The sequence below is a fragment of the Vibrio sp. Y42_MX_L11 genome, assembly GCF_024181785.1.
Classification (GTDB): Bacteria; Pseudomonadota; Gammaproteobacteria; order Enterobacterales; family Vibrionaceae; genus Vibrio; species Vibrio diabolicus.
Map to the genome: position 1 here is coordinate 179,810 of NZ_JAMZAP010000003.1, position 19,991 is coordinate 199,800.

Annotated in this window: 15 protein-coding genes; 5 read left to right on the forward strand and 10 right to left on the reverse strand. The window is 43.5% G+C overall.

Features of this window, described 5'->3' with window-relative positions:
• Window positions 1-112: 112 nt before the first annotated feature.
• The 3 genes from NL643_RS04535 to NL643_RS04545 all read left to right on the forward strand — a co-directional run bounded on the left by NL643_RS04535 (window position 113) and on the right by NL643_RS04545 (window position 4,432).
• Window positions 113-1,852 carry an ABC transporter transmembrane domain-containing protein gene (locus NL643_RS04535; RefSeq protein WP_253643974.1) on the forward strand — a complete coding sequence of 580 codons (1,740 nt, stop codon included), beginning with the start codon at window positions 113-115 and terminating at the stop codon, window positions 1,850-1,852.
• A 3-nt stretch (window positions 1,853-1,855) separates the two neighbouring features.
• On the forward strand, window positions 1,856-3,631 hold the full coding sequence (locus tag NL643_RS04540) for an ABC transporter transmembrane domain-containing protein (RefSeq protein WP_005394189.1): 1,776 nt from the start codon (window positions 1,856-1,858) through the stop codon (window positions 3,629-3,631).
• Between the two features lie 252 nt (window positions 3,632-3,883).
• Window positions 3,884-4,432 carry a hypothetical protein gene (locus tag NL643_RS04545; RefSeq protein ID WP_005394187.1) on the forward strand — a complete coding sequence of 183 codons (549 nt, stop codon included), beginning with the start codon at window positions 3,884-3,886 and terminating at the stop codon, window positions 4,430-4,432.
• Window positions 4,433-4,473: 41 nt separating this feature from the next.
• Here the strand turns inward: NL643_RS04545 and NL643_RS04550 are convergent, their stop codons facing one another.
• The 8 genes from NL643_RS04550 to NL643_RS04585 form a co-directional block, all read right to left on the reverse strand.
• A complete protein-coding gene (locus NL643_RS04550; RefSeq protein WP_253643975.1) occupies window positions 4,474-6,696 on the reverse strand; it encodes a TonB-dependent siderophore receptor in 2,223 nt (740 codons plus the stop codon).
• Between the two features lie 210 nt (window positions 6,697-6,906).
• Window positions 6,907-8,883, reverse strand: a complete 1,977-nt coding sequence (fhuB, locus tag NL643_RS04555) for a Fe(3+)-hydroxamate ABC transporter permease FhuB (protein ID WP_253643976.1) — start codon at window positions 8,881-8,883, stop codon at window positions 6,907-6,909.
• Complete coding sequence (locus NL643_RS04560; protein WP_253643977.1) at window positions 8,880-9,764, reverse strand: ABC transporter substrate-binding protein; 885 nt, start codon at window positions 9,762-9,764, stop codon at window positions 8,880-8,882. The genes fhuB and NL643_RS04560 overlap by 4 nt, the downstream gene beginning before the upstream one ends.
• 10 nt (window positions 9,765-9,774) lie before the next feature.
• Window positions 9,775-10,539: an ABC transporter ATP-binding protein gene (locus NL643_RS04565; protein WP_005394180.1), complete on the reverse strand. Its 765-nt coding sequence runs from the start codon at window positions 10,537-10,539 to the stop codon at window positions 9,775-9,777.
• 325 nt (window positions 10,540-10,864) lie between these two features.
• The gene (locus NL643_RS04570; RefSeq protein WP_253643978.1) at window positions 10,865-11,083 is read right to left on the reverse strand and encodes a hypothetical protein; all 219 of its coding nucleotides are present in this window, start codon (window positions 11,081-11,083) and stop codon (window positions 10,865-10,867) included.
• Window positions 11,084-11,170: 87 nt separating this feature from the next.
• A complete protein-coding gene (locus NL643_RS04575) occupies window positions 11,171-12,295 on the reverse strand; it encodes an HD-GYP domain-containing protein (protein ID WP_253643979.1) in 1,125 nt (374 codons plus the stop codon).
• A gap of 274 nt (window positions 12,296-12,569) precedes the next feature.
• Window positions 12,570-13,775 (reverse strand): aromatic amino acid transport family protein, encoded by a 1,206-nt coding sequence (locus NL643_RS04580; RefSeq protein ID WP_065646762.1) that lies wholly within the window; start codon window positions 13,773-13,775, stop codon window positions 12,570-12,572.
• 161 nt (window positions 13,776-13,936) lie between these two features.
• Window positions 13,937-15,130, reverse strand: a complete 1,194-nt coding sequence (locus NL643_RS04585) for an iron-containing alcohol dehydrogenase (RefSeq protein ID WP_253643980.1) — start codon at window positions 15,128-15,130, stop codon at window positions 13,937-13,939.
• Window positions 15,131-15,755: 625 nt separating this feature from the next.
• On the opposite strand from NL643_RS04585, the gene NL643_RS04590 reads away from it, so the two are divergent.
• Window positions 15,756-17,021 carry an HD domain-containing phosphohydrolase gene (locus NL643_RS04590; protein WP_253643981.1) on the forward strand — a complete coding sequence of 422 codons (1,266 nt, stop codon included), beginning with the start codon at window positions 15,756-15,758 and terminating at the stop codon, window positions 17,019-17,021.
• Between the two features lie 65 nt (window positions 17,022-17,086).
• Here NL643_RS04590 and NL643_RS04595 read toward each other — a convergent pair whose 3' ends face one another.
• Both NL643_RS04595 and NL643_RS04600 read right to left on the reverse strand, forming a co-directional pair.
• A complete protein-coding gene (locus NL643_RS04595) occupies window positions 17,087-17,689 on the reverse strand; it encodes a 2OG-Fe(II) oxygenase (RefSeq protein ID WP_047008737.1) in 603 nt (200 codons plus the stop codon).
• A 160-nt stretch (window positions 17,690-17,849) separates the two neighbouring features.
• Window positions 17,850-18,620: a TerC family protein gene (locus NL643_RS04600; RefSeq protein WP_047008736.1), complete on the reverse strand. Its 771-nt coding sequence runs from the start codon at window positions 18,618-18,620 to the stop codon at window positions 17,850-17,852.
• 415 nt (window positions 18,621-19,035) lie between these two features.
• Here NL643_RS04600 and NL643_RS04605 point away from each other — a divergent pair, with 415 nt between their 5' ends.
• Window positions 19,036-19,974, forward strand: a complete 939-nt coding sequence (locus NL643_RS04605; protein ID WP_253643982.1) for a LysR family transcriptional regulator — start codon at window positions 19,036-19,038, stop codon at window positions 19,972-19,974.
• Window positions 19,975-19,991 lie beyond the last annotated feature (17 nt).

Here is a 19,991-nt window from a genome sequence, read left to right on the forward strand (position 1 = left end):
AATCGAAACAATCTATCGTTTTTCCGACCGCCAATAATTTGTGCTTGTAAACTCATCATTTCGCTCAATAATAGTTCTATTACAAATTCAATAATTTAAAGCGGGAGGCGTGATGAGAATATTCTGGCAGTTACGTTGGTATTTCCAACAAAAGTGGAAGCATTATGTCGGATCGATTTTGCTTTTCGCTGTGATATCAACTCTACAACTTGTTCCTCCTAAAGCGGTCGGTATCATCGTTGATGGGGTCGTAGATAACACGTTAGATACAAATACGCTGATTCTGTGGCTCTTGGGACTCACTGTACTGATCTTTGCCATTTATGGATGCCGTATCTTATGGCGAATTTGGCTTTTCGGCGCAAGCTGGGAACTCGGAACCATTCTACGTAATCGTCTCTATAGGCACTTATCGACACAACCACCCCGATTTTTCGAACGTTATAAGACCGGTGATCTGATGGCGCGTGGTACTAATGATGTACGTAACATCGTAATGACAGCCGGCGAAGGGGTTTTAACGGCAGCCGATTCCTTGATCACGGGCATTGCAGTTTTAATCATCATGGTAACGCAAGTTAGCTGGAAGCTCACCGTTATGGCACTTCTTCCAATGCCGTTTCTTGCAATCATCATCTTTTTTATCGTCCGTATACTGCATCAACGTTTCCGCATTGCTCAGGAAGCCTTTTCTACCATGTCAGACATGACGCAAGAGTCACTTAACGGCGTGCGAATGTTGCGAGCTTTTGGGTTAGAGAATCAAGAACAACAGCGCTTTGAAGATGTAGTCGATGATACCGGTCAGAAAAATATCGCCGTCGCTAGAGTCGACGCGAGATTTGATCCAGCTATCCAATTCACCATCGGCCTCTCTTTCCTTCTCAGTGTCGCTGCTGGTGCTTACCTTGTCGATAAGGGAGAGATCACGCTTGGTGATCTAACAGCCTTTACGATGTATTTAGGGTTGATGATATGGCCTATGCTGGCCTTCGCTTTCTTATTTAATATTTTAGAGCGAGGCTCCGCAGCATGGAATCGCCTACAAGAGATCTTTGATGAAACACCAGAGATTGTCAGTGGAAATAAACCATTAGAAGATAAACCACTGCCATTAAAAATTGATATCGATGCTTTCCACTGGTCCAGTGATTTACCACCAGCTCTAGCCGAAATAAAAATCGAGCTCAAGCCCGGTAAAATGTTGGGAGTAGCTGGCCCTGTCGGAAGCGGAAAATCAACCCTGCTAACGCTGCTTTTGCGTCAGCACGACCTAACAAACGGTTCAATTACATTCGGGGATGTTGAGATTAAAGATGCCCTACTTCCTCAGTGGCGCAACCGCTTTGCCGTGGTTAATCAAAACCCGTTTCTATTTTCAAAATCTATCTTTGACAATATTGCCTTAGGCAACCCTAACGCGGGAAAGGAAGAAGTCTACAGAGCAGCAAAGTTAGCCTGTATACATGACGATATTGAGAAGTTTCCTGAAGGCTACCAAACAGAAGTCGGTGAAAAAGGCATTACACTCTCCGGCGGGCAAAAACAACGTATTGCGATAGCACGCGCTATGTTACTAAATGCACAAGTCTTGGTATTGGATGATGCGCTTTCGGCTGTTGATGGCCGGACCGAACATCAAATCCTTAAGAATTTGGAAACACACTACCGTGATCAAGCCCTAATCGTTATTGCACACCGCCTCACCGCATTGGAAGCAGCAGACGAGATCATTGTCTTGAATCACGGCCACATTACTGAACGTGGGCAACATAGCGCTTTATTAGCGCATCAGGGATGGTACGCCGAAATGTTCGAGTACCAAAAACTAGAACAGGCGATGGAGGAATAATGAATGAACCAGACCAGTACGTTTAAACGGTTGATGTCTTACCCATTATCTCAACCAAAGCCAATGATTAAAGGACTTGCTTTGCTGTTTATCGCAGCGTTAGCCAGCGCTGGCGGCCCTTGGTTGATTCAATATTTCATTGATGAGCACATCGCTAAAGGTGACTATTCACAGAATGTTCTGATTTCGCTAGCAGTAGGTTATATCGCTCTTCAGATTGTATCGGCAACATTTCAGTATTTTCAGTCATTGCAATTTAGCATTGTCGCGGCTAACACGATCAAAACGATTCGTAAGCAAGTATTTTCTGGTGTGATTAAGCAGCCGTTATCTGCGTTTGATTACACTCCTGCGGGGAAATTGGTATCGCGAATCACCAACGATACGGAATCTCTACAGCAATTTTATGAGCTCTTGATCGCGACCGTGGTGAAAAACGTGGTCATGATTGTGGTGATGCTTGGCGTTATGTTTTTCATGAGCTGGAAACTCACACTTGTTGTGCTTGTATTGCTACCGATCGTCATCGGCTTTATGTACTTATTTAAGCAGCTAAGTACAGAAAGCTACCGAAAGATGCGTGACCTATTGACTGATATAAATGCGAATCTGAGTGAATCCATTCAAGGGATGAGTGTCATTCAATTAATGCAACAAGAAGAGCGTTTTAATAAACAGTTCAACGAGCTAACCGCAGAGCACTTGGTGGCATCTAAACGAGTGATTCGGCTAAACGGCTATCTGCTAAGACCATTAATGGATTTGCTCGCAGGTCTTGCGTTGCTTTGCTTGGTTGCGATCTTTGGCTTTAATGGTATTGAGTTGATTGGTGTGGGGGTACTGTATGCATTTATCAGTTATCTTGCGCGAGTTACTGAACCACTAATTGAGATGACTCAGCAACTTGCTCTACTTCAGCAAGCGTTAGTATCAAGCGAACGTGTTTTTGAATTGATTGATGCGAAAGAACAAACTTACGGGGACGATCATCAACCATTAAGGTCAGGTGCTATAGAACTTAAAGACCTCACATTTAGCTACGATGGTAAACAGGACGTCCTAAAAGACATTTCGTTGAGGGCCAACCACCAAAACTTTATTGCGCTTGTCGGGCATACAGGAAGCGGTAAAAGCACATTAGCGTCACTGTTAATGGGCTTTTATCCAACGCAATATGGTGAACTGCTCATAGATGGTCGTCCACTTAAAACATTAGGGAAAGACGTACTTCGCAAAGATGTGGCAATGGTTCAACAAGATCCACATATTCTCCCTGCTTCAGTCAGAGAAAACATCTCTCTTAGTCGAGCGGTTGACGATACTCAAATATGGGATGCGTTAGACAAGGTAGGTTTGGCAGAGCAAATTCACCGTTATCCCAATGGGCTAGACACGCAGTTAGGTCAAGGTGAAACCAATCTATCTGCTGGACAAAAACAGCTCTTAGCGTTAGCGCGTGTGCTTGTGGTAAAACCTAAAATATTGATACTAGATGAAGCAACGGCCAATATTGACTCAGGAACAGAAGCTTTAATACAAAAGAGTTTGGCGGTACTCAGACAAGACATGACACTAGTCGTTATCGCTCATCGACTTTCAACTATTTTGGATGCGGACCAAATCATTGTTCTTCATCATGGGGAATTAGTAGAGAAAGGCACACACAAAGCACTGTTAAAACAAAATGGTCGTTATGCCCAAATGTATCAGTTACAGCAAGCAAACCGACATTTACAGCAGATTGAAGAAGAAACCAAGCAACTCGAAGAAGCGGTGTGATTTTTATACCCATGCCTTCTTTTTATTTGGTAGGCATGGGCATAATCGGCCCAACTTCAAAAGTTAGCCTGATTAGCTTCCAATTTCTTCATAATGTGAACTAATTTTCTATTTCTTACCTATTATTGACATAACCCCTCGCTATATCACGCAAGGTCGTTGTAAAATCGTACGGTACTTCAGTCTGGTGCCCTTTGCACTAGACTGTTTTTCACTTTCTAATAATGCATATTAATCTCATGACACAAGTCCATGGACAAAGATAAGTTTACTAACATCTATCGCTTGCCTGGTTCGATTCAAATTCGTATCGGTAAATGGCAAAAAACGTTCCGCGGCACCTCTGATCTAGTTTTACATCAGGCGCTAATGGAGCGTAATAAGCAATTTAAGAAGCCAGACTTTTTACCTAAAGGCTGGTGCGTCACTCCTATTGACGAAAAAGATATTACTGTCACGCACCACGGTAAATATATCCAAACCGTCATGCGCACAATGTTGGACAGAAAGGTCTCGTACAAGCGATTATTCCTATCTCGAATGAGTGCGGAAGAAGGTGAAAAAGTGCTCCACAATTACAAACTGGAGTGGGTAAGGAAACATAACCAGATCGCCAAAAAGTACAATCAAATTAAGAAGAAACAGTACATGAACTTTGCAAGAGAAGAAGAGGAAACCCTCTACCCTTCGATTCCAAAGGGTGAGTTTGACAAAACGTTATGGAACAAGCTCGTAGTATCATCGTTTGGTCCGCAGAAAAAGTACAAAAACCCACATTTTGTCCGCAAAGCCGATTTCTAAATAAACACCCCTACACTAGGGGTGTTTATTTATCCGTTAAATCACCAATCGTAAGTTAAACTGGCAATAATATTTTGTCGATCGCCATACCAACAAAAACCATCACATGTCGCTATGTACTCTTTATCAGTGATATTTTTGGCTGCGACTTGTAGCTTGTAATCTCCAATGCGATAGCTGACCGTCGCATCCATTAAAAAGTAACTTGGTACTTTTAGTCTCTCTTCATTATCTCCGTATGACTCACCTGTATAGCGCGCACCTAAGCCAACAGCAACGCCATCAAGAGGTCCATCAAAGAAACGATAATGTGCCCAAGCTGATGATACGGTATTCGCGACTTGAGAAGGTGTTTTGCCAACCCATGTATTATTGACGTCTTCTTTTATCTCTGCATCAACATAGGCTATGTTTCCGATTAATGTTAAGGATGGTGTCACATTAGCTACAACTTCAAACTCAACGCCGTTATTTTCTATTTTTCCTATTTGCGTTAATTCACTCAAGTAGATACGAGCCAAGTTTTCTTTTGTTGCCCGATACGTTGCAATATTGAAATAGCCATCAAATGAATCCGGTTGGTATTTCATACCGATTTCAAATTGATCACCGCTTTCAGGCTTCGCTGGCTTACCATTGCTGTCTTCTTGAATAATTGGATCAAAGTACTGAGAGTAACTAAAGTATGGCGTGAAGCCAGAATCAGAAATATAAGCCGTTCCCACGCTAAACGTCCACTCTTCGTTGTCGACTTTCGTGCGAGCACCCGTGGTAACATTATGTACTTCGTTACTTGTATCGTCGTAACGCGCACCCAATAACATTGCCCATTTATCGTTAATCAGCATATGATCTTGAAAATAGACACCGAGCTGTCGGTTCTCGATTTTCGTTCTTTGCTTATCGGTTTCGCTCAATGGCTGTAGCGTATTCGGATCGAGTAACATTATATTATCCGAATAAGTGGGATTAAATACATTAAACCTAGGGTCAGGCAAAGCTCCCATTGGTGTGTTTAAGAGTGCATTACCATCAGCAACGATAGGATCATTAGCAAAGTCCTTACCATCGATACTGATCATTTGAAAATCTAAACCCAACATCAAGTTATGCTCAACGCTTCCCCAATTTACTCTGTGCATCAAACGATTATCGATATTAAAAGCATCAGATGACCCATCTTCTGTTGAAGCGCCCCGAAGTATGGTTTTGCGTTCATTTGATGGGTCCAAAGCCGGCCCCAACGCAGGCACATCAGCCGAGTAAACGTACGAATACATTTGTCTTAGCTTAACATCCATTTCGCTGTAACGAGCTGCTTGAACAAATGAAGTGGTATCATTAAACGCATGAGAAAACTCATAGCCTAAAGACACCTGCTCACGCTCAAAGGTCTCCCAGTTAGGATTACCTATCGCTAAACTATCACTGATCTTTCCATTTTTGTTTGGCGTTAACGTTCCTTCAACTGGCAAAAATTGCAGATAAGGATCTGAGTCGTCTTTTTGATAGCTCGTTAGAAAGGTAATTTCAGACATCTCATTAAATTTGTACGTCATTGATGGCGAGAGAAGAATGCGCTCTGCTTCTACCCCACTAATTCTCGTCCCATTTTTTCTCGCTAACCCTTGAAAGCGGAAAGCTAACTGCTCACTCACCTCAGAGTTTACGTCAAGAGAAAGTTGTTTACGGTCTTCAGAACCGTACTCCAAAGATACAAGCCCTGAGCCTCCATCAAATTGAGGTCGCTTACTGACGACATTGATAACCCCACCAGGAGGGTTTTGCCCATAAAGAACAGACGCTGCACCACGTAACACTTCAACCCTTTCTAACGCAAACGGATCTATTTGCCAACTATAGAAACCAGAAGAATATAAACGGGTACCATCTTGATACAGCCCGCTGTTCGCCTGTTTAAAACCACGAATAATAAACCAATCTTGCTTGTTATCTTCGCCGAAATAATTAGTTTGAATACTTGGTGTGTACTGTAGCGCGTCAGAAATGCTAATAGAGGCACGATCATCCATTTGTTCTCGCGTAACAACAGATACCGCTCTTGGGGTCTCATTGATGGCAATATCAGTTTTCGTCGCTGCCCGACTCTTCGCTCCAAGATAACTAAAATCAGGACCAACTGCACTGTCTTGCTGCTGTCCAATCACAACTATATTTTCATCTTCCTGAGCCAAGACATTTGGCGTTGATAACGCTAATACAACCGCCATTGACGTTGGTGTCAGCATAAACTGCCGAGTCATATTATTCTCCTTTTTTGTCGGCAGCCAAACCAACCCTTCATGACTTCAGCGATCGCTGAAAGAAAAGCGAGTTACGGCATCGCCAGTTGTTTCCATAAAAGACAAACCAGAGGTTTTGCATAAGACACTCGCAGTGGCATAGGTTACCAATGCCACTGCGAGTGCTTGTTTGTTGTATAAGTACTTTCTTCGTTGATGCTTAGCTCGTATCTATAAACGGCGTAAACCCCACATTAAATACAAACCGCCAATGAGAGACGCCATAAGCCCTGTTGGTATTTCTTGTGGGTAAAGAACTTGTCGTCCCAACCAATCGGCCAACAACATCACGCCGGAACCCAATATCGCGGCGCATAACATGTGTTGTGACGCTTTGTTAAAGCCAAATAAGCGAGCTAAATGCGGAGCCAGTAACCCAACAAAGCTAATAGGACCAACAACCAATGTCGCACTGACCGTGAGACAAGCAACTAAAAGCAGCAGTATCGCGCGCGAACGATCAACGCGAATCCCAAGTGCTTTAGAGGAAGCGGCGCCAACAGGAAGAATATCTAGCCATCTTACGCAGAGAAAGCTCAACCCTATAAAAACAAGCGCAGATAAAGACAATGGGAGTAACGTTTCAACCGAAACATAGTAGGTAGACCCAGACAACCAAGCCAATGCTTGATAACTTCTTGGGTCACCAGTGGCTAGAATAAAGCTCTGTATTGCATTCATCAGTGCGGTAATAGCAATACCAGTCAACAAAATGCGCTCCGGCTGAAAACCTGATTTACGGTTTAGCAGCACAATGACCAATACCGTCGCTAATGCACCTACAAGCCCGCCTAAAGAAAGAGTGAAAATTGACGAACCTAACCCAGTAAACATCGCGATGATCAATCCCATCGCTGTCCCTGAACTGATGCCGATCACTTCTGGACTGGCCATTGGGTTTCCACTTAGGCGTTGAATCATGGTGCCAGCAATCGCTAACATTGCCCCCGCAATTGCTGCTGCAAATAATCTAGGTGCGCGCCATTCCAAAAAAATCCAATTTTGGCTAGCAAACAAGTTTGTCCACCCTTCATTTTGCACAGCAACCGTGGTAAAAAGAACAACGGAAATTAATGTGCCGATCAACGCCAATGAGATCGCTTTAGGGTTTAGCTTGTAAACATGTTGACGATGTCGAGTTAACACCGTTTGAGTATGACCCTGCGTCTTTTGTGATAAGCGAGGTAGCAGCCATAACAGTAGCGGAGCGCCCAGTGCAGCGGTTGCTGCTCCCGTTGGTATAAAACTCGCCATTAGCCCTGGCAGTTGCTGAATAACCAAATCGGTTAAAGTCAATAACATGGCACCAATCAGCATCGATACCCAAAGCTTATGCTGGATTTTATTGATACCTATCAATCGAGCAATCGCTGGCGCTGCTAATCCGATGAAACCGATGATTCCTACTGCAGAAACGACCCAAGAAGTGATTAACACCGCAAGCCCAAGACAGACAAAGCGCAGTTTGGCTAGCGAGACACCTAAACTCTTGGCACCTTGCTCGGAGAGTTCTAACAGACTTAACGGCTTTGCAAACACAAATGCGATAACCGTAGCAAGTGCGATTCGAGGTGCAAGATACGAGAAATCACCCCATCCGCTCTGAACAAGCGAGCCCGCTCCCCATATCATTAATCCATTCAGCTTTTCGGTATTCATCATCAAAATAACCGTACTTAATGATGCAAAGTACAGGTTTATCACTAACCCAGAAACGACGACAACCGTTGGAGATAACGCTCGTCGCCATGACAACAGCATCACCAACCCCATCGATGTCACACCGCCGATGAGAGCAACCAAATTAGGTGCTATATCCAACATCCAAGGGGCAAATAGCGTAGCTAACATCAAAGCAAAACTTGAACCGCTCGCCACACCAAGTGTCGTGGGTGAAGCGAGAGGGTTACGCAGAACTTGCTGCATCAATACCCCAGCAACCGCTAATCCGGCGCCAGAAATAATCGTGGTGAAGACTCGAGGCCACCAGCTAAAGTGAAGTAAGACGGAATCGATAGATTGAAAGTTAGGTTTCCATAAACTGCTAAGAGCCAGTGAGAATGAACTTGCTTGATACAATTGGAAAGCACCAATAGAAAAGGTAAATGCCGAAAGTAACACCACAAGGCTTAAAGGCATGGCTTTCATTGTTCTAACTCCTCGACCTTACTCGCCGTAACTAACTCCGCGAACCGAAGCGCTGAAGGCATAGAACCAAAACTCCAAACAGGTGCGACTTGCATGACCTTCTCACCAGACTGTTGAACAACGTATTGCCAAAACGGATCTTGAGAGAGCTGCTTTTCGCCACCGTGAGGCAATGGCTCAACGATAACAATTTGGGCTCTTATACCTGCTAACTTATCGATGCCGACTAAGCTGAAGCCCCAGCTATTTGTCTCTTCGTTCCACGCATTACTCAGCCCAATCTTTTCGATAGCCTGAGAGTAAAGACTATTCTGACCAAAAACACGAACGTGCTTCGTATCCATAAACTGAATCATTAAAAGCGGCGGCTGGCCTTTGTTTATGCGCTGTTTTAATAAAGAGAAACGTTCTTCATATTTTTGTATAAGTGCCTCAGCTTCCGCTTCTCTTCCTAGCTCTTCACCAAACCTCCGAGTGAAACGAGTAAGTACCGACCAATCTGTAATCCCGCTTTCATATAAGTCAATCGTGGTAACGGGGGCAATATCGACTAAGCGATGCTTCATTGAGGAGAAGTACGGGGCAATAAAAATACGGTCAGGTCTGAGCTCGTAAATACGCTCTATATTGGGTTGAGTTCTTAACCCTACATCCTTAGTTTGAGGTGGTAACGGTGGCGATTTTACCCAAGCATCGTAATCTTGCCCTTGAGCGACGCCTACGGGCACAACCCCTAACGCCAACATCGTTTCAGTTTGTGTCCAATCAACCGACATCACCCGAGGTGACGCCTCTGCTACTGCTTGAAAGGAACTGACCAAAAACGCACTAAGTGAGAGAGCGAAAGAGAAATGCTTAAGTCGAGTGTTTGTACTGCTCATTATTCAACCTCTAGCTTGGCATCGCCACCGGATAACCCGCAGGGTGGTCAGAGATCTTCATCTCTATCCCGTATATGTCCCTTAGCTTAGGTTCAGTAAACACCTGTTCAACATTGCCTTGTGCAATCAAATCACCTTGATGTAATGCAACGATATGATCGCAAAAGCGCGCCGCTAAGTTGATGTCGTGCAATACGATAATAACGCCCAAACCCAACTCTTTACTGAGTTTAGAGATGAGCTTCAACATATCGACTTGATGGCTAATATCTAACGCAGACAAAGGCTCATCAAGAAGCAAATACTCGGTTTTTTGCGCTAATAGCATGGCTAGCCACACTCGTTGGCGCTCCCCTCCAGATAGCGTATCAACTAAGCGATCTGCGTATTTTAGTGTTCCTGTCATCGCCATTGATTCTTCAACAATGTCATGATCTTTCTTGCTCAAACGACCAAGTAAACCATGCCATGGGTAACGACCAAAACCGACTAAATCTCGACCTAAAATACTGTCGGTCACCGGAAGATGCTGAGGCAAGTAGGCAATGTGTTGGGCGAATTTTTTCGCTGAGAGATCGTTAATGCTCGTTCCATGCAGAACCACGTCACCAGCGGTGTATGGCTGTTGCTGTGCCAGCAACTTTAACAATGTGGATTTTCCTGAACCATTGTGCCCAACAAGAGCGTATGTTTTCCCAGGTTCAAATGTCACATCAAACGCTTTTAGCAATGACTTGCCTTCAATCTCAAACTGGAGTGCTTTAGCTTCCAACATCCCTACTTCACCTAATAGCCATTCACAAATGAAAGCTAATCAACCGCTTTCATTCGTTCATCACGTTTGCCGTTCTTATTCAACAGAACGATTAATAAGGGAGGTTTTATATAACAACAAAGATACAAATGCAAACCGTTGTCATTATCATTACATCAGCAAGATCATTGAGAGAATTACTAAGCGTTAATGATTATTTGTTGCGGATGACTTCATTAGTGGATTGTCGGCAGGTCAACGAGAGCAGCGGTCTACCACTGCCCTCGCATAAATTTGAATGAATACTGCGGCGCATGAAGAAATGAGAAATGCCGCAGTGAATAAATTAATGACGAGCGTCAGCGCCAAACTCTACTTCTTTATAGATATCGGCCAGCGACTTTTTACCTTGTTTGTCTTTGGCTGAACGCTTTTTCTTCGTTTGATAATGATATTCTTGCTCCTGAAGTGCTTGTTCGTGCTCTTTTGCTGACTCAACAAACTCAGAATTTGCAAGTGCTTGTTGGCGTAAGCGGTTTACTCTTTCAAGGGTTTCCCACAACATACTTCACCTCCAAACTTATCACTGTATATAAAAACAGTATTGTTTAAATATTCCTCCTCGTCAACATTTCAACTTCGTTACTGCTCTTCACATTAACCCCAAGCCTGTATAGTGCTCCGGATATTTGTGGATGATTTGCTTTATATAACCTTGATGCTCTCGCAGAGCATTAACACATTCTCGAGATAACCATCCCTGATATACCCATTTTTCAAGTTCTAACAATGCGTATGGGATGGACCACGCTTGTCTGTACGGATGGTGCGTCGTCATAAAATCAAAGGCATTCGCGACAGCCGTAATTTGCGCGGCGATTGGTATATCGTCACTGGTTAAACCATACGGATAACCAGTACCATTTAAGTTTTCGTATTGATAAGTAACCATCTGCAAAAACAAAGTCACACTCGGGTGAACCGGATTTCCGATACGAGCCACTATGTCATCGGCAGAGTCGATGCAACGCTCAATATGTTGAATCAATATCGCCTCTTGCTCTTGAGTATAATTTGTTCGGCGACTAGCAATTTCAACTGGCAACTGAATATCACTGAGCGCATGGAATTGAGCAAAAATACCAATATCTTCGACCATTTCATCATTCAGGTGATAACGATCCGCTAACTGCGTTGCGATGACTTGGCTGTAGTACTTCATTCGTTTGGTATGCGCGTAAAACTCAGGGGAGTAGCCTGGCATCATACATTGCATTCGGTTCGCCAACGTTTCTATCGCGCTAACGACGTGGTCTTCTGATTCAACCGCAAATTGAATCATTTCGAAATAAGGTTTGAGACTATTCAACGCTTCTAAGCTAAACGCATTGGGCTGAGTGGAATTTAAAAACACAAAGCCTGTAAATGCTTTATTGTCGTAACAAGGAATCGCAACCGACGACTGGTATCCCTGTTTGAGTAAGGTTTGAACCCGAGGACAATGATTAATATCGTGAAGGTCTTCGACGATGCGAGGAATCGCGTTTTTGGAGGCAATATTGAGGTGGTGGAGTTTACGGAATGCTGACTCATGGTGGGCTAAACACCAAGTGTCGAACTCACTTTCTGCAAATGATTTGAGCACATCTTGGTCTGGGTGATATTTAGCAAATGACACCCTATCAATACACGGCAAGTGCGCCTGCATCCTGCCCTTTAGCGTTTGCAGTTGCTCATTAAGCGGTTTTGCAAACGGGTAAAAACTCCGGTGCGCCATACTTCACCTCCACACCCAAGCAGAGAAACAAGAGAAGCTCATTGTGTTGTAAATTCAATGGTATTTTGAGCGGTTTTCTCCACTTAAATTATCGATATACCACAACTTAAGTGTACGAAATAAAAGCACATTTCTACCAATTCTTTCACCGAATATCTTACGGTAATTTGATCCAGATTAAAAAAGCCAACGAGCGAAACTCGTTGGCTTAACAATACTGATTGATTACGATGGATTCAGTAACTAGAGGTTATTCAGAGAACGTTCTAAACAACTAGCCCAGAGCAGGAAGCACACCCAGCGTAATTAACAGCTGAGCTAATACGATACCTGTGCCAGCGATACCCGTTATCACTAATGCGCCTTGGCCACCAGCTACTCGGTACTCTCCTGTAAAATCATCCGATTTACGAACCTTGATCACCATAACCAGAGGTAAAAAGATGGCTAAAATCGCTAAGGCAATCGCTGCATAGCCCAAAGCCATAATAAAGCCTTGAGGGTAAAAAAGTGCGAAGCCCAGCGGTGGGGTAAACGTCACGAGTGCCGCAACCAAGCGATTAGGCTTATCGTTGCTCCCTTTGATGGTATCACCCAAAAATTCGAATAGACCCAAACTCACACCAAGAAATGACGTTAACAGTGCCAAATCAGCAAATACACCGACAATGTTGCCTAAGTTTGATTGGTGCACCGTCTGCGATAGTTGACCAATAAGCGCGCTCAACCCACCGTTTTCAATAAGCGTACTTTGGCTAACCACACCCAATGTCACGATCTGCCAAAAGATGTAAATCACGAGCGGGATCGTCGAGCCAATAATAACGGCTTTGCGCAAAGAAGAAGTATCGCCATCTAAGTAATTCACAATTGCCGGAATGCTTCCGTGGAAACCAAACGAAGTAAAGATAACAGGAATCGCCGCTACAATAAGACCTTGCTCAATCGGCATACTCAATAAGTAAGATTCCGTAACGTTTGGAGCAAGAAAAGAAAGCACAGCAACCATCGCAACAAGTTTCATCGCGAACAACACGCGGTTAACTTTATCGACCGTACCTGTACCAACTGTCACAACTAAAGTCACAATCAAGGTAAAGATTATCGTTGATGTAGGCCCTGAAATATCAAGGTCAAACCATTGTGCAAGGCGGTCTCCGAACTGAGCACCACCGCCAGCGATGTACGCTGCACACAATGAGTAGAACAGAAACAACATAGCAAAACTTGCCACCCACTTGCCTTTTTGGCCCAGGATCTGTTTCGCTAAAGTATGAAGAGTTGCACTACTTTCTGCATGCTGATGAAGCTCTAGCATGAGTAAGGCAGTGAAAGCCATCAGAGCCCATAAACTGAGCATGATGATGATTGAAGTTGAAAAACCAATGCCGGCAGAGGCAAGTGGAAGGGCTAGCATGCCAGCACCTATTGTAGTGCCCGCAATAATTAGCGTACTACCGAATACTTTAGAACGACTCATTGTATATTTATCTTTACACTTTATTAGGAATTATCGGTATTAAATCGGGCAACGGCGTACCGAAACCAATACCATATTTGCAATGCTGTCGATATTGTAGGATCTTCAGCAGAAGATCAAGCAAAGTGTAAGGATAAAAAACCACAGGTGTAAATATAAATTCACACCTCACTAATATCCAACAATAGCTGAGTACATTCTTCCCTGCTCATGAACTTAGGGACAGGGTAATTCCAGTGCGCCTCTTTCAGAATTAAATCTACAAGCGCATCAGCATCTTCGCGCTTAATGAGTGCACTTTTCTGCTTAATATCAATGCTTGCAAACAAAGACTCCACATGCGTCAAAAAGTGTTGAGCACTCGCCTCACCTGACTGCCCTTCGGCCGTCAACGCATCGAGTTTTCTTAGTTGAGGCTCTATCTCTGATAATGAAAAGCGCAGCACAGGTAACAAGGCTAATCCGTTTGCCATGCCATGAGGTATTCCATATTTCGCACCGAATGTGTGAGCAAACGCATGAACATAACCCAAACTCGCTTTCGTAAATGCTAAACCTGCGTAGTAGGATGCCATGGCCATTTTATGTCGAGCTTCAACATCATCCCCTTGTGCTACGACCCGAGGAAGATACTTAAAAATTAACTTAATGGCGGCAACAGAGTAAGCCCTAGTTTCTTGAGTAGCATTTCTCGACACATACGCCTCAATAGCGTGAGTTAATGCATCAACGCCAGTATCAGCCGTGATCTTAGGAGGTAAACCAATCATTAAGTTCGCATCTAAAGCTGCCATTAGTGGCACCAACTTTGGATCCATCAAAGGGGTTTTAATGTGTGAGGAGGGATCTGATACGACCGCGGCGATGGTGACCTCACTTCCTGTTCCTGCGGTCGTTGGAATAGCAAACAGAGGCGCTGGCATTCGCCATACTTTCAATAGTCCAGCTAACTTTTTTATTGGTCGTTTATTGGTAACTTTCGCAGCAATGACCTTTGCGCAGTCCATTGCCGAGCCACCACCCAAAGCTAATATGCCCTCACAATGAAAACGATGGTAAGCCTCTAGACCGCTTTCTACCTGATCATAGGTAGGATCGGGCTGCACTTTCGAGAAAACATCTAACTGTAAATCAAGTTGTGCTGCCGCCTTGAGCACCTTATCGACAATACCGACTTGGACTAACCCTTCGTCGGTAACTAATAAGACGCGTTTAAATCCCAGTTCGGTCATCGATTCTAATAGCTCATTCATCGAACCAGGGCCGGAAAACAAGGTTGGTCTCGGCATAGGAAGGATAAGAGCTGCTATTTTTAGCCCTGCGGTGTAAGTCCGATATAAGCGATGCTTCAACATACGAAATCCTTTTCATTTAGAGCTATCATTCTAGCTACTTTTATCACCTATGCTTACTTTGCAATCACACATTTTTTAATTAAGTCATTCCATCAACACATAAATGCTGCTGAGGGAGCAATACCGTTATCTTGATCTCCCCACACCACATGAGCTGTAGAGAAAATTATTTTTTATGATTTTCCATTAGCGTTACCTTAATAACTCACCCCTCTTCGGCTTTGCCGATCATAAAGTGGTTATTGAAGGTGCCTTATCATTCATACAAACTCAAAAATATGGATTCTGCTTAATCACATAACGGTACGGTATATCAGTAATCTAATCCGAACATCACTTATAAAAATACAAATAAGAATACGTTACATCATGATTTATTGTCGTTTTCAAATAAGTCAATAAAAGCAACAATAATCTTTCAAAACTAATACTTAGTTCAAATAACTGACTCTTAATCATGAGCTTCAGGTGATATTGTTATGCAACTAGGATTATTATCCGCCCCATAATTAAAACTACGTCTAAACGCCCACCTTTTTGGGGTCTATTCGCTGTCGTACCCAATTTTCCTATCACCTTCTGATTTGGGTTTCGCGTGGGCTAATTAGCAATGTCGGTATAAACCATGAATCATTCTTGCCATCCCCATACGGACACGGGCTTTGAAGTCGATCTAAAACAAGCACTTATCTGGGTTGCTCGAGCACTCGATTATGTCGGTGTTGACGATACTCACCACAGCCATCGTGTCGCTTATATCGCTTACCAATGTGCTCGCGTCATGGGTTGGGAGCCAGAAAAAGCGGAGTTTTGTTACTTCGCAGGTATGATCCACGACTGTGGAGTCTCCGAAACACAAGAACATAAAATGTTACTTGGAGAGCTGGTGCCACAAGACGTGAAAACACACTGCTTAAGAGGGTACCGAAGCCTCAAGCAATGTCGTTTGTTGCGCCAATTTGCGACACCAGTTCTCTACCATCATACACATTGGAGCGAACTAAAAGAGCTCGATTTACCGCCTTTTGAAAAAGAGGTGGCCGCCCTGCTCTACTTATCGGACCGCCTTGATTTTATGCGCTCAAAATACGTCATGAACTGCCACTGTGACATTGTCACGCTTCATGAAGAATTGATTGCTGAGTGCATCATGGCAAACGTTGGAACCTTGTTTAATCCAAGTATGGCCGAAGCAATGGTTAAACTCGTCATGACCGACGCGTTTTGGTTCGCGATGGAGTCGGAAAATATTGAAACCATAGGCCTAAATTTTAAAAGCATTGATTGGCTTCAAAAACAATTAACCATCCAAGATATGAACAGTTTGGGAATGTTTATCGCTCAAATTGTTGATGCAAAGAGCCCATTCACTTATCAACATTCACAAAAAGTGGCGGAATTGTCTCGGTATCTCGCGATTAAGCTTGGGCTAAACGAGCACGACCAAGAGATGTTATATATTGCAGGGCTGGTGCATGATATTGGAAAGTTAAAAACACCAGATGAAATCCTTCACAAAGAAGGCTCTCTGAACAAACAAGAGTACACGCGCATTAAACGCCATACCATTGATACTCAGCTCGCATTGTATAAGGTCTTCCCTAACGCGAAAATAGCGGAGTGGGCTTCCAATCATCATGAGCGTTTAGACGGCTCGGGCTATCCCTATCACAAAACAGGCGACGAGCTCGATGTACCATCGCGTATTATTGCTGTCGCGGATGTCTTCCAAGCCCTGTCTCAAGATCGCCCTTATCGAGGACGAATGACTCAAACACAGATCGCCGACATTATGGGTGAGCAAATAGCCAAAGAGGAGCTTTGCTCTGACGTTTATGCGGTATTAGAACAAAACATGACAGAATGTTACGAACTCTCAACCGACGTTTAATCAAAACAGGGGCGAACACACGCCCCCCTTTTTTAGGATGATAAGACTAGGCAGATAATAAATAGCTACCTAGCAATATCAAGTAAATTATCTCGCACACCATTGATTCTGAACCAACCAGCGATACTAAAACGCTCGGCATTGGTTGGTAACACCTCATGTGGGAACTGCTCTGATAAGAATACGAACAAACGCCCTGAGCGTGGGGGAATGGTTGCAATTTTATTGTCATTCAAATCGTATACTACTAATTCACCCGCGTCTTCTTCCGTCCAGGATTCGTTCATATAAAAAACGGTCGTCAATCGACGGTTTTCGTTACCTTTGAAGCAATCTAAATGTTTTTGGTAGAAGTCCCCTTTCTCGTACTTGGCAAAATGAGCTTCGTACTCAAAAAGTCCAAGAAACAAGTGACGGTTCACTTCTTGGCGGATCTCTTCCATTTTATCCAAGTAAGAAGTAACAGCATGCCCCATATTTGGCGATAACCATTGAATCTTGTCACTACGAATAGATTCAATACGAGTAACATCATCGTTACGACCAATACGTGCTTTTTTCCAGTTGCTTGGAATGCAATCTCGCAGTTGAGCCACCTCTTGTTCAGAAAGAAAATCATCCCAGATGTAGTAGCCATTGGTTGCTAACGCATCGATCATTTTATTCATTATTTTCGTTCACTCGTGTTAGTTGGGCGCTCTATATAAAAAATCTGCGACACAACAACAAATGCGATTTTTTATCGAGACGACAACGAAGCAAAACGAGAATTAAAAATGACGATACAAGATACAAAAATGCCGCTCATGTGAGCGGCAATGTCGTTTGTTATTGACGAGCTTCTAATCTCGTTGCTCGAATTCGCAACGGACGAAGACGCTTAATGCTAGGACGCTGTTTGTTTTTTAGCTGGATATGACAAAGTTCCAGAATCAAACCAAATGCCATCGCAAAGTACACATAACCTTTATTGATATGAATTGCGAAGCCTTCTGCCATCAATAAGCCACCCAATAAAACCAGGAACAGCAATGCCAACGTTTTAAAGCCGGGATAGCGCGTCACCAGATTATTGATTTTTTCAGCAGTCATTACCATCACGATTGCAGACGAGACAATCGCCGCGACCATAAGCGGGACATCACTTGTCAAACCGACGGCGGTTATCACCGAGTCCATTGAGAATACCGCATCCACAGCAACAATCTGCAGCAGCACTACCGCTAATCCAGTACGAGCATGAGTCGAGTGGCCAGATTCATTGTGATTTAACCAGCTCCACAACTCTTTCAGGCTTTTTGCCAATAGGAATGCACCACCCGCGATCATGATCACGTCTCTTCCGGTAAACGCTTGGTTTACGACGGAAAACAGTGGTTGAGTCAACTGCATAATCCAAGAGATAGAAAAAACCAATGCAATACGAGCAATAACAGCAAGGCCGATACCAAGGTTTCTTGCCAGTTTACGTTGATGCAGTGGCAATCTTTCACATAGGACGGAGATAAAAACGACGTTATCAACGCCTAAGACAACTTCAAGCGCAAACAAAGTGGCAAAAATCGCCCAAGCCTCTGGTTGCATGAAAAGTTCTAACATGAGTACGCCTCCAGTGATGGGAAGACATACGGTGAAGGGTTCTGTCGACTAAAGGGGTCGTCCATTAATTATTTATACCTCTGTTACTTAAGGATCTTGAGTAAATCACCAAACAATCAACAACACAATGGCTATTTTTAATAGGTAATGACGGCTTTTCATTCGTACACAAACTATTCAGCCCTCGCACTAGAAAGATAAATAAAATAGAAATTCTAAAATTGAAGAAAGAAAAACGCCAAAGACCTAACAAATCCAAGAGAGTTCTTTAATCTTACAAAGCTCAAATTATTTTTACGCAACACGTTAAATACATTGAGCTCAAAGCGAAAGATGCTCATTTACGAGATAAACAATAGTAAAAATTTGTTTCATCCTGATATACTGCCAAAAATCATAAGAAACCATGCTATTTATGGACTACATTGCTCTTTCACGCATTAGCCTAAAACACCTCACTGTATTGCATATGTTGTTAACCACTCACAGTGTTACGCTTGCCGCAGAGCGCCTGTGTGTAACACCTTCGAGCGTCAGTAAAACACTTGGGCAATTACGTGAAACGCTGAAAGATGACCTTTTCTATCGCGATGGTACTCGCTTGGTACCAACGGCATTTGCGCTGCACATTGGCCCCTCGATCCATGGCATACTCTCTAGCATGAATGGATTATTACATCAGGGCTCATTTAATCCAGCTTACTATCAGGGCAGTTTCTCATTAGCTATGCGTGAAAGTTCGTTTGAGCTTTTTGCGCCAGTTCTACAGCATTTATCTCAGCAACTCGGTAATCACGCACATTTGAATGTGCATGCAAAAGAGGAAATGAGTTTTGATGCGTTGGTAAGAGGCCAAGTGGACTTTTTGCTGCTTCCACACGATCTTAGTCAGCCGCCCACGCAAAACAAAGACTTGGTATGGCAAACCATTCTGAAAGACGAAATGGTTTGTTTAATGGGACCATCAAATCCACTCTCTAAACAGCCTTTGTCTGTTGAAAGCTACCCCTGTGCAAGACACATTGGGATTCATGATAAAGATCTCTCACAACCTTATTTCGAGCAGAACCTCACACAAAGGCACTCGAAGCGAAATATGGCTATGCGTGTAGCGGATTTTGGCTCAGCTGCGGTGATGTGTCAGCACTCAGATTACTTGTTCACCTGTTCCAAGCTTTGGGCAAGGGCGGCCATGCAAGCAAAAGGCTTGGTTGAACAACCCCTTCCATTCGATTATGGACAGGTAGCCTACAGCCTCGCTTGGAACAAAGCGAGCTTGAACGATCCGGCTTTAAAATGGCTACAAAAACAATTGCTCGATGCCTGTGCCATGCTAGACGCGTGCGATGCGTGAGTAAGATAACGAATCAA

What these genes read in the sequence shown, in the direction of transcription:
- NL643_RS04535 (WP_253643974.1), top strand. Translation starts at nt 113, where the DNA reads ATGAGAATATTCTGGCAGTTACGTTGGTATTTCCAACAAAAGTGGAAG.
- NL643_RS04540 (WP_005394189.1), top strand. Translation starts at nt 1,856, where the DNA reads ATGAACCAGACCAGTACGTTTAAACGGTTGATGTCTTACCCATTATCT.
- NL643_RS04545 (WP_005394187.1), top strand. Translation starts at nt 3,884, where the DNA reads ATGGACAAAGATAAGTTTACTAACATCTATCGCTTGCCTGGTTCGATT.
- NL643_RS04550 (WP_253643975.1), bottom strand. Translation starts at nt 6,696, where the DNA reads ATGACTCGGCAGTTTATGCTGACACCAACGTCAATGGCGGTTGTATTA.
- fhuB (WP_253643976.1), bottom strand. Translation starts at nt 8,883, where the DNA reads ATGAAAGCCATGCCTTTAAGCCTTGTGGTGTTACTTTCGGCATTTACC.
- NL643_RS04560 (WP_253643977.1), bottom strand. Translation starts at nt 9,764, where the DNA reads ATGAGCAGTACAAACACTCGACTTAAGCATTTCTCTTTCGCTCTCTCA.
- NL643_RS04565 (WP_005394180.1), bottom strand. Translation starts at nt 10,539, where the DNA reads ATGTTGGAAGCTAAAGCACTCCAGTTTGAGATTGAAGGCAAGTCATTG.
- NL643_RS04570 (WP_253643978.1), bottom strand. Translation starts at nt 11,083, where the DNA reads ATGTTGTGGGAAACCCTTGAAAGAGTAAACCGCTTACGCCAACAAGCA.
- NL643_RS04575 (WP_253643979.1), bottom strand. Translation starts at nt 12,295, where the DNA reads ATGGCGCACCGGAGTTTTTACCCGTTTGCAAAACCGCTTAATGAGCAA.
- NL643_RS04580 (WP_065646762.1), bottom strand. Translation starts at nt 13,775, where the DNA reads ATGAGTCGTTCTAAAGTATTCGGTAGTACGCTAATTATTGCGGGCACT.
- NL643_RS04585 (WP_253643980.1), bottom strand. Translation starts at nt 15,130, where the DNA reads ATGTTGAAGCATCGCTTATATCGGACTTACACCGCAGGGCTAAAAATA.
- NL643_RS04590 (WP_253643981.1), top strand. Translation starts at nt 15,756, where the DNA reads ATGAATCATTCTTGCCATCCCCATACGGACACGGGCTTTGAAGTCGAT.
- NL643_RS04595 (WP_047008737.1), bottom strand. Translation starts at nt 17,689, where the DNA reads ATGAATAAAATGATCGATGCGTTAGCAACCAATGGCTACTACATCTGG.
- NL643_RS04600 (WP_047008736.1), bottom strand. Translation starts at nt 18,620, where the DNA reads ATGTTAGAACTTTTCATGCAACCAGAGGCTTGGGCGATTTTTGCCACT.
- NL643_RS04605 (WP_253643982.1), top strand. Translation starts at nt 19,036, where the DNA reads ATGGACTACATTGCTCTTTCACGCATTAGCCTAAAACACCTCACTGTA.